General features: G+C 71.2%; 10 protein-coding genes. 9 read left to right on the top strand and 1 reads right to left on the bottom strand.

The window, feature by feature from the left end; translation table 11 throughout:
- The first annotated feature begins 143 nt into the window (after positions 1-143).
- The 6 genes from RI578_RS10290 (at position 144) to RI578_RS10265 (ending at position 9,454) form a co-directional block, all read left to right on the top strand.
- Complete coding sequence (locus RI578_RS10290; protein WP_399059828.1) at positions 144-2,327, top strand: glycogen debranching N-terminal domain-containing protein; 2,184 nt, start codon at positions 144-146, stop codon at positions 2,325-2,327.
- 131 nt (positions 2,328-2,458) lie between these two features.
- Complete coding sequence (locus tag RI578_RS10285; RefSeq protein ID WP_210962810.1) at positions 2,459-3,217, top strand: NUDIX domain-containing protein; 759 nt, start codon at positions 2,459-2,461, stop codon at positions 3,215-3,217.
- Positions 3,218-3,340: 123 nt separating this feature from the next.
- Positions 3,341-5,431 (top strand): ATP-binding cassette domain-containing protein, encoded by a 2,091-nt coding sequence (locus tag RI578_RS10280; protein ID WP_310870805.1) that lies wholly within the window; start codon positions 3,341-3,343, stop codon positions 5,429-5,431.
- Positions 5,432-5,592: 161 nt separating this feature from the next.
- Positions 5,593-6,480: a sporulation transcriptional regulator WhiH gene (whiH, locus tag RI578_RS10275; RefSeq protein WP_310870804.1), complete on the top strand. Its 888-nt coding sequence runs from the start codon at positions 5,593-5,595 to the stop codon at positions 6,478-6,480.
- A 424-nt stretch (positions 6,481-6,904) separates the two neighbouring features.
- Positions 6,905-8,437: an RNA polymerase sigma factor gene (locus tag RI578_RS10270; protein WP_210962813.1), complete on the top strand. Its 1,533-nt coding sequence runs from the start codon at positions 6,905-6,907 to the stop codon at positions 8,435-8,437.
- A 159-nt stretch (positions 8,438-8,596) separates the two neighbouring features.
- On the top strand, positions 8,597-9,454 hold the full coding sequence (locus tag RI578_RS10265; protein ID WP_310870803.1) for a serine protease: 858 nt from the start codon (positions 8,597-8,599) through the stop codon (positions 9,452-9,454).
- A 112-nt stretch (positions 9,455-9,566) separates the two neighbouring features.
- On the opposite strand, the gene RI578_RS10260 is transcribed toward RI578_RS10265, so the two are convergent.
- Positions 9,567-9,797 (bottom strand): hypothetical protein, encoded by a 231-nt coding sequence (locus tag RI578_RS10260; protein ID WP_055419847.1) that lies wholly within the window; start codon positions 9,795-9,797, stop codon positions 9,567-9,569.
- Between the two features lie 440 nt (positions 9,798-10,237).
- Between RI578_RS10260 and RI578_RS10255 the strand changes: the two genes are divergently transcribed.
- From RI578_RS10255 to RI578_RS10245, 3 genes are all read left to right on the top strand, one after another.
- Positions 10,238-12,361, top strand: coding sequence for a DNA topoisomerase IV subunit B (locus RI578_RS10255; RefSeq protein WP_310870802.1), 2,124 nt, complete (start codon positions 10,238-10,240; stop codon positions 12,359-12,361).
- Positions 12,362-12,563: 202 nt separating this feature from the next.
- Positions 12,564-13,127, top strand: coding sequence for a DUF485 domain-containing protein (locus RI578_RS10250; RefSeq protein ID WP_310870801.1), 564 nt, complete (start codon positions 12,564-12,566; stop codon positions 13,125-13,127).
- Positions 13,124-14,716 (top strand): cation acetate symporter, encoded by a 1,593-nt coding sequence (locus RI578_RS10245; protein ID WP_310870800.1) that lies wholly within the window; start codon positions 13,124-13,126, stop codon positions 14,714-14,716. Before RI578_RS10250 ends, RI578_RS10245 begins: the two co-directional genes overlap by 4 nt.
- The last annotated feature ends 20 nt before the right edge of the window (positions 14,717-14,736 follow it).

Here is a 14,736-nt window from a genome sequence, read left to right as displayed (position 1 = left end):
GGCGTGACCCGGAGGACACCCGCTCCGTTCACCTGAGTGGCGGAACGCCCGGACCGGTCGGGACGCCGCACCGCAGCCGTCCGGCCGGGCCTCACACGGCGCCGTTCCGCCAGAGGCGCACCGAGCAAAGAGGGAGCCCTCCCATGCACCAGCCGACCCCGCCCTTCGCCGCCCCGGACACCTCTGCCGCCGGACGGAGGACCACGCTGCCGTCCCTTGCCGTCTCCTCGGCGCATGCCAGGAACCGCGGCTCGGGGCAGGGACAGAACCTCGGCCCGCCGACGGTCCGCTCCCGGCCGGGGGCGCCCCTCTCGTCGGCGTGGTCGGGTGCGGAGCCGGTGACCCCGCGGAGTGCGCCGTCCGCGACGCCCCACAGATCCGGGGACCTGCCGCCCGCTCACAAGACCATGATCGGCGTGGCCCTGCCCGGCCTCGTGATCTCCACGGAGCAGGGACAGCTGACCGGCCTGGGGCTGGAGGGGTTCTACCGCGCGGGCCGACGCCTGCTCTCCCGGTGCCGCCTTCGCGTGGCCGGGGGTGAGCCCGTCCCGTCGCAGGCCCGGATGACAGGCGCCCACCGTGCCTGCTTCGTGGGGACGCTTCGGACGTCGTCCGCGCCGGGGCCGGACCCGGACGTCATGGTCGAGCGGACCCGGGACGCCGACGGTACGGAGCGGATCACGCTGCGCAGTTGGTCACCCCACCCACTGCGGCTGCCGGTCGAGGTGGCCCTCGGCACGGACCTGGCCGACCTGGGATCGATCGCCGCCGGCCGCGCGGGCCCCGCCCTGTCGGCCAGTGTTCACGACTCCGGGCTGCGGTGGTCCGGCGCCGCGGGCGGCGCGTCGGTCACAGCCGTTCCGCCGCCCGCCGACGCACTGGCCTCCGCCGGACTGCTGCGGTGGGAGTTCCTACTGCCTCCGGGCGGCAGCACGAGCCTCGAACTGCGCGTACGACCGGACGGTGCGGGCCCGCTCCGGGCGGTGGGCCGCACGGCGGCCGACCCGTTGGCCTCCGCGCACGCCACCGGTGACGACCCCGCGGTCCCCGCCCTCCTGCGGACCAGCATCGAGGACCTCAGAGCCCTGTTGCTGCGCGATCCCGCACACCCCGCCGACGTCCATCTCGCGGCCGGCGTCCCCTGGCGCTGCGGTCTGGCCCCCGCCGAGGCTCTCGCCGCCGCGCGGATGACACTTCCTCTCGGCACCCGGCTCGCCGCCGGTACGCTGCGCGCCCTCGCCCGCACCCAACACCGCGGCCCCGGCCCGCGGTCCGGGATGATCCCCGGACCCAGACGTGACACCGGCCCGCACCTGCCGCCGGGCTGCACCGGCACCGAGGCGACCCTGCTCTTCCCCGTGCTCCTCGCGGAAGCCCGCCGGTGGGGGCTCTGCGAACACGAGACCCAGGAGCTGATGCCGGCCGCCGAGCGGTGTCTGGCCTGGCTGCGCACCACGGCCGGGGACGGCACGTACGTACCCGATCCGCACCCGGGTGGCCCCGTCCGATACGAGACGCAGGCTCACGCCCACCGTGCCGCCCTGCTCGGCGCCGAACTGCTCGACGACTTCGGCAGACCGGGCGGTGACGGACTGCGGCAGTGGGCCCGGCGGCTGCGGACGTCGTTCCAGCGGGACTTCTGGATCGACGACCGGGCAGGCGGACGGCCCGCGGCGGCACGAGCCCCGGACGGACGCCTCGTGCCGCACCTGAGCGCGGCAGCGGCCCACCTCCTCGACACCGGGCTGCTAGGCGGGGGCGTCCCGGCTCCGGGCCTGCTGGACCCGGTGCAGACCGATCGACTCGCCCGGCTGCTGGGCAATCCGGCCATGGACTCGGGCTGGGGTCTGCGCGGACTGGCCGAGAAGGAAGCCGGATACAACCCCTTCGGGCATCGCGCCGGGGCGGTACGTGTCCAGGAGACGGCGATCGCGGTGGCGGGTCTGGCCGCTGCCGGGCACGAGAAGGAGGCGGGCTCGCTGCTGCGCGGCGTAGTGGCCGCGGCGGGCGCCTTCGGCCACCGCCTGCCGGAGATGTACGCGGGTGAGCAACGCGCCGACGCGGGCGCGCCCCTCCCACACCCGGCGGCCTGCCGCCCCGCCGCCACCGCGGCCGCCGCCGGGGTGCTGCTGCTGACCACGCTCGCGGGCATCCGCCCCGACGCTCCGGCCAAGACCGTCACCCTGCGTCCCGTGCGCGACGCGCCTCTGGGGGAGCTCGGACTCACGGGGCTGCGGGTCGCCGGAGCGCCGTTCTCGGTCCGGGTCAGCCGACTCGGTCTGGCCATGGTCGAAGAGGCCGCCGACGGGCTGCAACTAGGAGCCTGACCTGGCGGTACGTGGCTTCGCACGGCGTCCGGGGAACGGTCGGCGAGACGCGGGCCCCAGCGAAGTGGATCAGCCGACGAAGCGGTGGCGAAGGGAGTGTTTATCGTCAGGCAGACGACTATGATCGCCGCATGCCCTACGACCCGTCAGCGTTTCCGCCCTTCGCCGTCACTGTGGACCTGGTCGTGCTGACCGTTCGCCGCCACTCCCTGTGCGCGCTGGCGGTGCGCAGGGGCGAGCCGCCGTTCCAGGGCCGTTGGGCCCTGCCCGGCGGTTTCGTGCGGGCCGACGAGGACCTGGCGCAGGCGGCGGCGCGGGAGCTGGCCGAGGAGACGGGGCTGTGCGTCCACGACCCGGTCGAACCCACCCAGGACAACGGCGCCCACCTTGAGCAGCTCGCGACGTACGGCGACCCCGAGCGCGACCCCCGGATGCGCGTGGTCAGCGTCGCCCACCTCGCGCTCGCTCCCGACCTGCCCGCACCAAGGGCGGGCGGTGACGCCAGCAACGCGCGCTGGGCGCCGGTCGAGGAGCTGCTGGAGCAGGCTGGTTACGGCCATGGCGGCGAGCCGGTGGCGCCGCTCGCCTTCGATCACGCCCAGATCCTGGCGGACGGGGTGGAGCGAGCCCGCTCCAAGATCGAGTACTCGTCGCTGGCCACCGCGTTCTGTCCGCCCGAGTTCACCGTCGGGGAGCTGCGACGCGTCTACGAGGCGGTGTGGAGCGTGGCGCTCGACCCGCGCAACTTCCACCGCAAGGTGACCGGCACGCCGGGCTTCCTCGTCCCCACCGGGGGCACGACCACCCGCCAGGGCGGCCGTCCCGCTCAGCTCTTCCGGGCCGGCGGCGCGACTCTCCTCAACCCCCCGATGCTGCGTCCCGAGGTGTGACGGCGAGCGCGGGCAGGACCCCGGAGCGAACGGCGAACAAGGGATCGACGGGGCCCGTCACTCCGTGTCCGCCAGCGCTTGACATGCCCGAAAAACCGGATATGGCACGCTATCTTGCTACGGGTGATCCAGGCCTTCGGACTGACCAGCAACCCCCGCAAGGAGCTTCCGCCCGCCGTCGACGACGTCTCCTTCGAGGCGCGCGCGGGCCACGTCACCGCACTGCTCGGAGCAGCGGGCGCCGGCAAGACGACGGCGCTCAGACTCATGCTCGAACTCCAGCACGGCCGTGGTCTCACCTACTTCAGAGGCCGGCCCCTGCACCGCATCGCCCATCCCTCACGCGAGGTCGGAGTCCTGCTGGGGGATGTGCCGGGGCACCCGGCCCGGACGGTTCGCGGCCATCTCCGCATGCTGTGCGCGGCGGCCGGGGTTCCCGTCCGGCGGGCCGACGAAGTCCTGGAGTCGGCCGAACTCGTGGGCCTGCGCGGCGAACGCCTCGGCACCCTCTCCCGCGGTATGGACCGACGCCTCGGACTGGCCTGTGCTCTGCTTCCCGATCCGCACACCCTGGTGCTCGACGACCCCGCGGGAGCACTGTCCGCCCATGAGGCCCGTCGCCTCCACGACACGCTGCGTGCCCATGCCGCCCAGGGCGGCACCGTCCTGTTCAGTACCGCGGATCCCAAGGAGGCCGCGCGTACCGCCAACCACGTCGTCACGCTCGAGAAGGGCAGAGTCGTCGCCGACCAGGAGGTGGCGGACTTCTCCCGTACACGTCTGCGCCCCCGCGTCGCGGTCCGCAGCCCGCACGCCGCCCGGCTCGCCGCCCTGCTGAGCAAAGAGGCACGCGCGGCCCGCCGTTCCGTCGAGGTCGTACGCGAAGGCGGCAACCGCCTCGCGGTGTACGGCAGTACGTGTGCCGACATCGGTGAAACCGCGTTCCGTCACGGGATCCTCGTACACCAACTGGCCGACGAGATCGGCGACATGGGTCCCGGGGCGGGCGCGGTGCCCGCGGCCCGACAGCAGGGCGTCGAAGACAGCCGGGCGCCCGACGCGGCGAACCCGACCGCCGCCCCTCGCCCGTCACCCGCCGCCCCTCGCCCGTCACCCGCCGACCCACCGCCCTCGGCCCCGGCCCCGGCCCCGCCCCCGGCCGCGACCGCCTCCGACGGAGCCGACCCGCGCCGGTCTCCCCTGGACCAGCCGCTCGACAGCCCGCAGCCCGAGGGACCACAACCGTCCCCCACCGAGCCCGCGGACGACCTCCCCGGGGCCGGGTCCGCCCACACTCCACCCGCCCACACCCCGCCCGTCCACACCCCACCCGCCCGCACCGCCCTCCGGCGCACACCGCGCCCGTTCGCCGCGCTCACTCCCGCCGCGGCGGACACCCGGAAAGCGGCGTCCTCGCTGCCGCCGCCCATCTCCGTCCGCTCCGCCCCCAGCCCCCTCAGCCCCCTCCGCTACGAACTGCGCCGCGCGGTCGGTATCAGCACCGGGTTCGTCACCGGCGCTGTCGTGCTCGTCGTGTCCGCCGTCACCGCTGTGGTCCTGGCGCGCGTCGGGCACACCCCGCAGCCACGTCTCCTGGCCGCGTGGCCGCGGGAACTGCCGCTGCCGCCCGCGGCGCTCGGGGCGGGGCTGCTCGGTGCGCTCGCCTTCGGTGACGAGTTCCGTCATCCCGCCCTGGCGGCGGACCGCGGCACCGTGCCCCGCCGGATGGGGCTGCTGACCGCCAAACTCCTCGTATCCGCGGCCACCGCGCTGGTGCTGGCCGCCCTGACGGTCGGCTGCGACGCCGAAGTGCTTCATCTGTTCTACGGACAGGAGCTCGCGAGGGTTCCCGCCGACTGGCCCGCACTGACCGCCGGTTGGCTCGGACTAGTCGTCGGGTGCGCCTGGTCCGGTGTGCTTGCCGCAGGTGTCTTCCGCTCCACCACGGCCGGGCTCGCCGCCGTGGTCGCCGTCCCCGTCCTCGTCGTACCGCTCGTACAAAGGGTCTGGGCGGGCCCGTCCGTGCGGACCGCCGCCGGTTTCCCGATGAGGGTGCGCGAGGTCCTCCTGTCGCAGTGGCCGTTCGGTGGCGAGCGGTATCTGGCCGAGGTGCTGCGCATGATCGTCCAACCCGTCGGCAGCGCACTGACGTTGTCGCTGACCACTCTGCTCTGCGCATACCTGCTCATGACCCTGCGCAGCAGGGCCCGATGACCTCCGCCTCGCCCTTCCGGTCCGACCGTGTGCGCAACTCCCCGGGGAAAGCCCATTTCTTTCCGATAAGGCGTCAATTGCGACGGGGTGAGCGATCACCCTTTCGTGTGCTTTTCACCAAAGACCTCAAGGGAGTTGAGGACGGCGCCGACAAAGGATGCGTGACTACCCTTGCGCACACCATGATGACCGCCGCCCGCTCCGCCGACTCCGGCCTCGCGAACCCGGGCGAACTCGACCGCTACCCCTACGCCGAGGCGCCCGCCGTCGACCGCGTCGGGGTGCCCGCCTGGGAAGGGGTGGAGCCCGAGCTCGGCCGCGTGGGCCGGCGCACCGCGGGCAGCCGCGGCCGCGGACTGCACGGGCAACTCGTCCAGCAGCTCGGCCAGATGATCGTTTCGGGCGACCTGGGCGCGGACCGCCCGCTGGTGCCCGAGGAGATCGGCCAGCGTTTCGAGGTGTCCCGCACCGTCGTCCGCGAGTCCCTCCGCGTCCTGGAAGCCAAGGGGCTGGTCAGCGCCCGCCCGAACGTCGGCACGCGCGTGCGTCCGGTCAGTGACTGGAATCTCCTGGACCCGGACATCATCGAGTGGCGCGCCTTCGGGCCGCAGCGCGACGACCAGCGCCGCGAGCTCAGCGAACTGCGCTGGACGATCGAGCCCCTCGCCGCGCGCCTCGCCGCCGGGCACGGGCGCGAGGACATCCAGCAGCGTCTGTCCGACATGGTCGGGATCATGGGTCACGCCATGGGTCAGGGCGACGCGCTCACCTTCTCGCGCGCCGACGCCGAGTTCCACGCGCTCCTCATCCAGATCGCGGGCAACCGCATGCTGGATCACCTCTCCGGGATCGTCTCCGCCGCCCTCCACGTCTCCGGCGGCCCGGTCACGGGCTGTGACCGGCCGAACGACGTCTCGCTGGCGCAGCACGGCAGGATCGTCGACGCCCTCGCCACGGGGGACGGCGTGGCGGCCGAGACCGCCATGCGCCAACTTCTGACCGTCCACCCCGAGGTGGAACGCGTGGTGCCCGCCCCGCGCGAGCACTGACCGCGTTCCGCCCCAACGGCGCGGGCCGGGCACGCCAGACCCCTCCTATGGCAGTGATCGGCCGGTTCGCCGGCACCGGACCCCGCGGAATCCCTGTGATTCCGCGGGGTCCGACGGTGTGGTGAGAGGCTGAGCCTCCCGGTGCGGTCAGGTTCTACTCGTTGGTGACCTTGTTTATCCGTGTTTGGCCGATTTTGAACGCTTACGGGGTGTGACTCGGGCCACGCGGATTGGGCGTAACGCTCGTGGGAACAACGCGATGACCTAAGAGGTGACAGCCGCGGAGGGAATACGGACGCCGTTCATGGCGCTGTGCATCTCCCCGGCACGCCCGCGCCGTCGGCCCACTCCCAAGCCGGCGGTCGGCTCCTGTCCATCATGGATGGGGCCGGAAGCCGTTTTCCAACGTTCCGAGAGGTTGTTCGTGTCGGCCAGCACATCCCGTACGCTCCCGCCGGAGATCGCCGAGTCCGTCTCTGTCATGGCGCTCATTGAGCGGGGAAAGGCTGAGGGGCAGATCGCCGGCGACGACGTGCGTCGGGCCTTCGAAGCTGACCAGATTCCGGCCACTCAGTGGAAGAACGTACTGCGCAGCCTCAACCAGATCCTCGAGGAAGAGGGTGTGACGCTGATGGTCAGTGCCGCAGAGCCCAAGCGCACCCGTAAGAGCGTCGCAGCGAAGAGTCCCGCCAAGCGCACCGCCACCAAGGCGGTCGCGGCGAAGGCGGTGACCAGCAGGAAGGCCACCGCCCCCGCCTCCCCGGAGGCGCCCGCCACCGACCCCGCCGTCGAGGAAGAGGCGCCCGCCAAGAAGGCGGCGGCCAAGAAGACGACCGCCAAGAAGGCGGCAGCGAAGAAGACGACCGTCAAGAAGACGGCTGCCAAGAAGACCACCGCCAAGAAGGAAGACGGCGAGCTTCTCGAGGACGAGGCGGTCGAGGAGCCGAAGGCCGCGACGGAGGAGCCCGAGGGCACCGAGAACGCGGGCTTCGTGCTGTCCGACGACGACGAGGACGACGCTCCGGCCCAGCAGGTCGCCGCGGCCGGCGCCACCGCCGACCCGGTCAAGGACTACCTCAAGCAGATCGGCAAGGTCCCCCTGCTCAACGCCGAGCAGGAGGTCGAGCTCGCCAAGCGCATCGAGGCGGGGCTGTTCGCCGAGGACAAGCTGGCGAACTCCGACAAGCTCGCGCCCAAGCTCAAGCGCGAGCTGGAGATCATCGCCGAGGACGGCCGCCGCGCCAAGAACCACCTCCTGGAGGCCAACCTCCGCCTGGTGGTCTCCCTGGCCAAGCGCTACACCGGCCGCGGCATGCTCTTCCTGGACCTCATCCAGGAGGGCAACCTCGGTCTGATCCGCGCGGTGGAGAAGTTCGACTACACCAAGGGCTACAAGTTCTCCACGTACGCCACCTGGTGGATCCGTCAGGCGATCACCCGCGCGATGGCCGACCAGGCCCGCACCATCCGTATCCCGGTGCACATGGTCGAGGTCATCAACAAGCTCGCGCGCGTGCAGCGCCAGATGCTCCAGGACCTGGGCCGCGAGCCCACCCCGGAGGAGCTGGCCAAGGAACTCGACATGACCCCGGAGAAGGTCATCGAGGTCCAGAAGTACGGTCGCGAGCCCATCTCGCTGCACACCCCGCTGGGCGAGGACGGCGACAGCGAGTTCGGTGACCTCATCGAGGACTCCGAGGCGGTCGTCCCGGCCGACGCGGTCAGCTTCACGCTCCTGCAGGAGCAGCTGCACTCCGTCCTCGACACCCTGTCCGAGCGCGAGGCGGGCGTCGTCTCCATGCGTTTCGGTCTCACCGACGGTCAGCCGAAGACCCTCGACGAGATCGGCAAGGTGTACGGCGTCACGCGTGAGCGCATCCGCCAGATCGAGTCGAAGACCATGTCGAAGCTGCGTCACCCGTCGCGCTCCCAGGTGCTGCGCGACTACCTCGACTAGATCGCGGTCGTACGAGCGGTTGTTCCAGCCGTTGTAGAAGCGACAAGGCCCGGTTCCACCAGGTGGGGAACCGGGCCTTCGCGTTGACCAGCGGGTGCGCGGTACGGCGGGCTGGATCACTCTGGGTGTTCCATCACCATCTCGGAGTGAGGAGCCTGCATGCGTCGCCTCTTTGCCCGGGCACTGGCCCGGCCGCTGGTCCTGGCGGCCGCGGCTACCGCGATACCGCTGGTGTCCGTTGCCCCCGCGTCCGCCGACAGCATCGTCGTCGGAGGCTTTCCGGTCGAAGTGTCCGACAGTCCGTGGACTGTCGCCCTGTCCAGTCGTGACCGGTTCGGAGGTACCCGGGCGGGACAGTTCTGCGGGGGAGTGGCCGTCGGCCGCACCACCGTGCTCACGGCGGCACACTGCCTGGGCGAGGAGGTTCTCGGGTCGCCGCCCGAGCAGGTGCGTGACCTGCGGGTCATCGCCGGCCGTACCGACCTGCTCTCGGACCGGGGCCAGGAGATTCCCGTCCGCGACGTCTGGGTGAACCCGGCGCACGACGACGTCAGCAACGCCGGTGACTTCGCGGTGCTCACGCTCTCCGGAGCCCTTCCCGCCGACTCGGTCATAGGCATGGCGGCGGAGGGTGACCCCGCGTACGGGCCCGAGACGGGAGCGCTCGTCTACGGATGGGGCGACACCTCGGGCGCCGGGGACTACGCGAACGGCCTGCGGGCGGCCCGCGTGCGGGTGCTCCCCGACGCGCTCTGTGAGCGGGCGTACCCGGGAAGCGACGACGGGCGGTATCTCGCCGACAGCATGCTCTGCGCCGGGGAGAACGTAGGTGGCCGCGATGCCTGTCAGGGGGACAGCGGGGGGCCGCTGGTCGCCCAGGGCAGGCTCATCGGGCTCGTGTCCTGGGGGAGCGGCTGCGGGCGCCCGGGCAGCCCGGGGGTCTACACGCGCGTCTCCGCCGTTCTGCGGACGCTGGGATGGGACGACTCCGCCTCGCGGCAGCGCGAGGGCGTCTGACGGCCACTGAGGGCCTTGCCGGACACGAGCACGGGCGGCCGCCTCCGGTTTTCGGGGGCGGCCGCCCGTTCCTCGGCCTGTGCCGGGCTGGCTCGTCGTCGGGCGCGTCGCGTCAGCGCTCTTCCTCCGGGGAAGATTCCGGAACGGCCGTCAGCCGCTCCGTCTCGTCCTGTATCTCAGCGGCGATCTTCTTGAGTTCCGGCTCGAACTTGCGCCCATGGTGAGCGCAGAAGAGCAGTTCTCCGCCGCTCAGCAGGACGACGCGCAGGTATGCCTGGGCGCCGCAGCGGTCGCAGCGATCAGCGGCCGTCAGCGGGCTTGCGGAAGTCAGAACAGTAGTCACGTCGCCTCTTCTCTAGCTCGACGAGCTGTCGTACCAGGGTCAACATCCAACCAGCCCCAAAACGTTCCCGCTCGTGGCTTTTCCTCGAAAAAACTTTCCGAGGGGCAGGCTGTTGCCGGTTGGCGGCGAATGTGCCGTATTGCGTGTCTCTGTGTCGTACGGGTTCGCGCAGTCGGTCAGTGTCAGTCCCGCCGGCTGGGTTGCCGGTTTGTTCATGAGGACGTGCCCGGAGCCTAAATGGTTCATGCCTCGAAGGGAACGTGATGTGTACTTCACCCCATCGAGGGATCGAACAGGTATGCGACGCTGGACTAGGGTGTGTCCTCGACGAGGGTGGCGTTACAACGGCTCTACCAGGCCTCGGTACCCTCTGACCGGTGAACCGAGCCGCGCCCTTACCCAGCGGGGCCCCATCTGAAATTCAGCGAGGAGCGAACCGCGTGACCGCCGAGACATCCGTGCCGTCCACTGCGCTGCTGGCAGGAGCAGACCGGGACGGATCCAACTACACCGCGCGGCACCTGCTCGTCCTCGAGGGGCTCGAGGCCGTACGCAAGCGTCCGGGCATGTACATCGGATCGACCGACAGCCGTGGCCTGATGCACTGCCTGTGGGAGATCATCGACAACTCCGTCGACGAGGCCCTCGGCGGTTACTGCGACCACATCGAGGTGATCCTCCACGACGACGCGTCGGTGGAGGTCCGGGACAACGGCCGGGGCATCCCGGTCGACGTCGAGCCCAAGACCGGCCTGTCCGGCGTCGAGGTCGTCATGACCAAGCTGCACGCCGGCGGCAAGTTCGGCGGCGGCTCGTACGCGGCCTCCGGCGGTCTGCACGGCGTCGGCGCCTCCGTGGTGAACGCCCTGTCCGCCCGGCTGGACATCGAGGTGGACCGCAGCGGGCACACGAACGCCATCAGCTTCCGGCGTGGCGTTCCCGGCGCGTTCACCGGGACGGGCCCGGACGCCAAGTTCGAGGCCGGGAGCGGGCTGCGCAAGGGGAAGAAGATCCCCAAGAGCCGCACCGGCACGCGCGTGCGGTACTGGGCCGACCGGCAGATCTTCCTCAAGGACGCCAAGCTCTCCCTGGACAACCTGCACCAGCGGGCCCGCCAGACCGCGTTCCTGGTCCCCGGACTGACCATCGTCGTCCGCGACGAGTTCGGCCTCGGCGACGGCGGCAGCAAGGGCGAGGAGTCCTTCCGCTTCGACGGCGGCATCAGCGAGTTCTGCGAGTTCCTGGCCAGTGACAGGCCCGTCTGCGACGTCCTCCGCTTCAGCGGGAACGGCAGCTTCAAGGAGACGGTCCCCGTGCTCGACGAGCACGGCCAGATGACGCCCACCGAGGTCACCCGCGACCTCGGCGTCGACGTCGCGATGCGCTGGGGCACCGGCTACGACACCACCCTCAAGTCCTTCGTCAACATCATCGCCACGCCCAAGGGCGGCACCCACGTCGCGGGCTTCGAACAAGCGGTGGCGAAGACGATGAACGAGGTGCTGCGGACCAAGAAGATGCTGCGCGTCGCCGAGGACGACATCGTCAAGGACGACGCCCTGGAGGGCCTCACGGCGGTCGTGACGGTCCGCCTGGCCGAGCCGCAGTTCGAGGGCCAGACCAAGGAGGTCCTCGGCACCTCGGCCGCCCGCCGCATCGTGAACAACGTCATCACCAAGGAACTCAAGGCGTTCCTGACCTCCACCAAGCGCGACGCCGCCCAGCAGGCCCGGGTGATCATGGAGAAGGCCGTCGCCGCGGCCCGCACCCGCATCGCCGCCCGCCAGCACAAGGACGCCCAGCGCCGCAAGACGGCTCTGGAGTCCTCCTCGCTGCCCGCGAAGCTCGCCGACTGCCGCAGCGACGACGTGGACCGCAGCGAGCTGTTCATCGTCGAGGGCGACAGCGCACTGGGCACGGCGAAGCTCGCCCGGAACTCCGAGTTCCAGGCGCTGCTGCCGATCCGCGGCAAGATCCTCAACGTCCAGAAGTCGTCCGTGACCGACATGCTGAAGAACGCCGAGTGCGGCGCGATCATCCAGGTCATAGGAGCCGGATCGGGCCGCACCTTCGACATCGACGCGGCCCGCTACGGCAAGATCATCATGATGACCGACGCCGATGTGGACGGCTCCCACATCCGCACCCTGCTGCTGACCCTGTTCCACCGCTACATGCGGCCCATGGTGGAGGCGGGCCGGGTCTTCGCCGCGGTGCCGCCGCTGCACCGCATCGAGCTCGTCCAACCCAAAAAGGGCCAGGACAAGTACGTCTACACGTACTCGGACCGCGAGCTGCGTGACACGCTCATGGAGTTCCAGAGCAAGAACATCCGGTACAAGGACTCCATCCAGCGCTACAAGGGTCTGGGCGAGATGGACGCCGACCAGCTGGCGGAGACGACCATGGACCCGCGGCGCCGCACCCTGCGCCGCATCAACCTCACCGATCTGGACTCCGCCGAGCAGGTCTTCGACCTGCTGATGGGCAATGACGTCGCTCCCCGCAAGGAGTTCATCTCCAGTTCGGCGGCGACGCTCGACCGGTCGCGCATCGACGCGTAACGGTCAGTAGCCGTACGTGACATTCGAGCCGGGCCCGGGGTCGTCGACCCCGGGCCCGGCGAGGCTCAAGGGCCGAACCCGGACGCTGCTTCACGCGTACGGGAAGGGGCTCGTGCGGCCACCCCGGGACACAGTCACCTGATGGGGTGAAGTGCGAGGGGAAGAAGAGTCGGGGATCTTCCCGTTCTGTCCATCCTTGGGCATGCAGCCAAGCAATGATCGCCTCAGCGGTGCGTGGGGTGGTCCCGAAAGCGCGGTCGACCACCGCGACGCCCCGGCCGGCGCCTCAGCCGACGCCTCTTCGAGTCCGGGATACGACGACCCGTGGTACGACGCCCTCGCCTCCGGCTGGGGTGAGCCGGCCGGTGCGGGGGTACCGGAGCCCGCGCTGCCCTCGATGTGCCGGGAGCCGGCCGGAGAGCCGCCCCGGGGCGCGGCCGACGTGTACCTGGAGGTCCAGCGCAGCGCGGCCTTCCAGGAGGTCCGCAGCCGGTACCGGAGGTTCGTGGTGCCGGCGGTGGCCGCCTTCTTCGTCTGGTACGTCGCCTATGTGGTGGCCGCCACGACGGCGCCCACGCTGATGGCCCGGCCGGTGGCCGGAGCGGTGAACGTGGCGATGGTCGCCGGACTCGGGCAGTTCCTCACCACGTTCCTTCTCACCTGGGCGTACGCCCGGCACGCCCGGCTGCGCAGGGACCGCGCCGCGCTCGAACTGCGCTGGGACACCCAGGAACTGACGCGCGGGGTGCGAGGCGGTGCGTCGTGACGGGCGATCACCAGACGCTGGCGCTGCTGCTGTTCAGTACGTTCGTCGCCGTCACCCTGGCGATCACCACGTGGGTGAGCCGCAAGAGGCAGGGCTCGGCGGAGGAGTTCTACGCGGGCGGCCGTCTGTTCTCCCCGATGGAGAATGGTTTCGCCATCGCCGGCGACTACATGTCGGCCGCTTCCTTCCTCGGCATCTCGGGGCTCATCGCGCTCTACGGCTACGACGGCATGCTGTACTCGGTGGGCTTTCTGGTCGCCTGGCTCGTCGTGCTGTTCCTCGTCGCCGAACTGGTGCGCAACTGCGGGCGCTTCACCCTCGCCGACGTCGTGGCGGCACGGATGCGGGAGCGACCGGTACGGATCGCGGCGGGAACCTCCTCGGTCACCGTGTCCGTGATGTATCTGGTGGCGCAGATGGTGGGCGCGGGCAGTCTGGTCGCGCTGCTGCTCGGCGGGACGACCGAGGCGGCGCGGACCTGGACGGTCATCGGCGTCGGCGCCCTCATGGTGATCTACGTGTCGCTGGGAGGGATGCGGGCCACCACCTGGATCCAGATCGTGAAGGCCGTGCTGCTGCTCGGCGGCACCGTGACGCTGACCGCGCTCGTCCTGGTGCGCTTCCACGGCGACTTCGACCGGCTGCTGCGCACGGCGGCCGAACGCAGCGGTCACGGCGAGGCGTTCCTGGCGCCCGGGCTGGCGTACGGCGGGGACTGGACGTCGCGCTTCGACTTCATCAGCCTGGGGCTCGCTCTGGTGCTGGGCACGGCCGGGCTGCCGCACATCCTGTCCCGCTTCTACACCGTGCCCACCGCGCGGGCGGCAAGGCGGTCGGTCGTCTGGTCGATCGGCCTCATCGGCGGCTTCTACCTGATGACGATCGTGCTCGGGTTCGGCGCCGCCGCCCTGGTCGGCCCCGGTGCCGTACGAGCGTCGAACGCCGCCGGGAACACGGCGGTCCCGTTGCTCGCCCTCGATCTGGGCGGCGGCGCGGGGTCCACCGGGGGAACGGTTCTGTTCGCGGTCGTCGCCGCCGTCGCGTTCGCCACCATCCTCGCGGTGGTCGCCGGTATCACCCTGGCCTCCTCGGCGTCGGTGGCCCACGACCTGTACGCGTCCCTGCGGCGCCGCGACGCGAAGCCGTGCAGCGAGGTCGCCGTGGCGCGTATCGCCGCCGTCGGTATCGGCGCCGTGGCGATCGCTCTCGGCCTGCTCGCCCGCGACCTCAACGTCGCGTTCCTGGTCGGCCTCGCCTTCGCCGTCGCCGCGTCCGCCAATCTGCCGGTGCTGCTCTACTCGTTGTTCTGGCGCGGCTTCACCACACGCGGTGCCGTCTGGGCCGTGTACGGCGGCCTCGTCCCCTCCGTGGTGCTCATGCTGCTGTCGCCGGTGGTGTCGGGCAGCCCGCAGGCGCTGTTCCCGGGCGTCGACTTCCAGTACTTCCCCCTGCAGAACCCCGGCCTGGTGTCGATCCCGCTGGGCTTCGTCGCGGGCTGGCTCGGCACGGTCACCTCGCGGGAGGCCCCGGACGAGGCCAAGCACGCCGAGACGGAGGTGCGGTCGCTGACCGGGGCGGGGGCCGTGTAGGAGGCGGCGGCGCGGTCGGC

Origin of the sequence: Streptomyces sp. BB1-1-1, assembly GCF_031597775.1 — a bacterium.
Taxonomy (GTDB): domain Bacteria; phylum Actinomycetota; class Actinomycetes; order Streptomycetales; family Streptomycetaceae; genus Streptomyces; species Streptomyces thinghirensis.
This window is presented reverse-complemented; position numbering and strand designations above follow the sequence as displayed.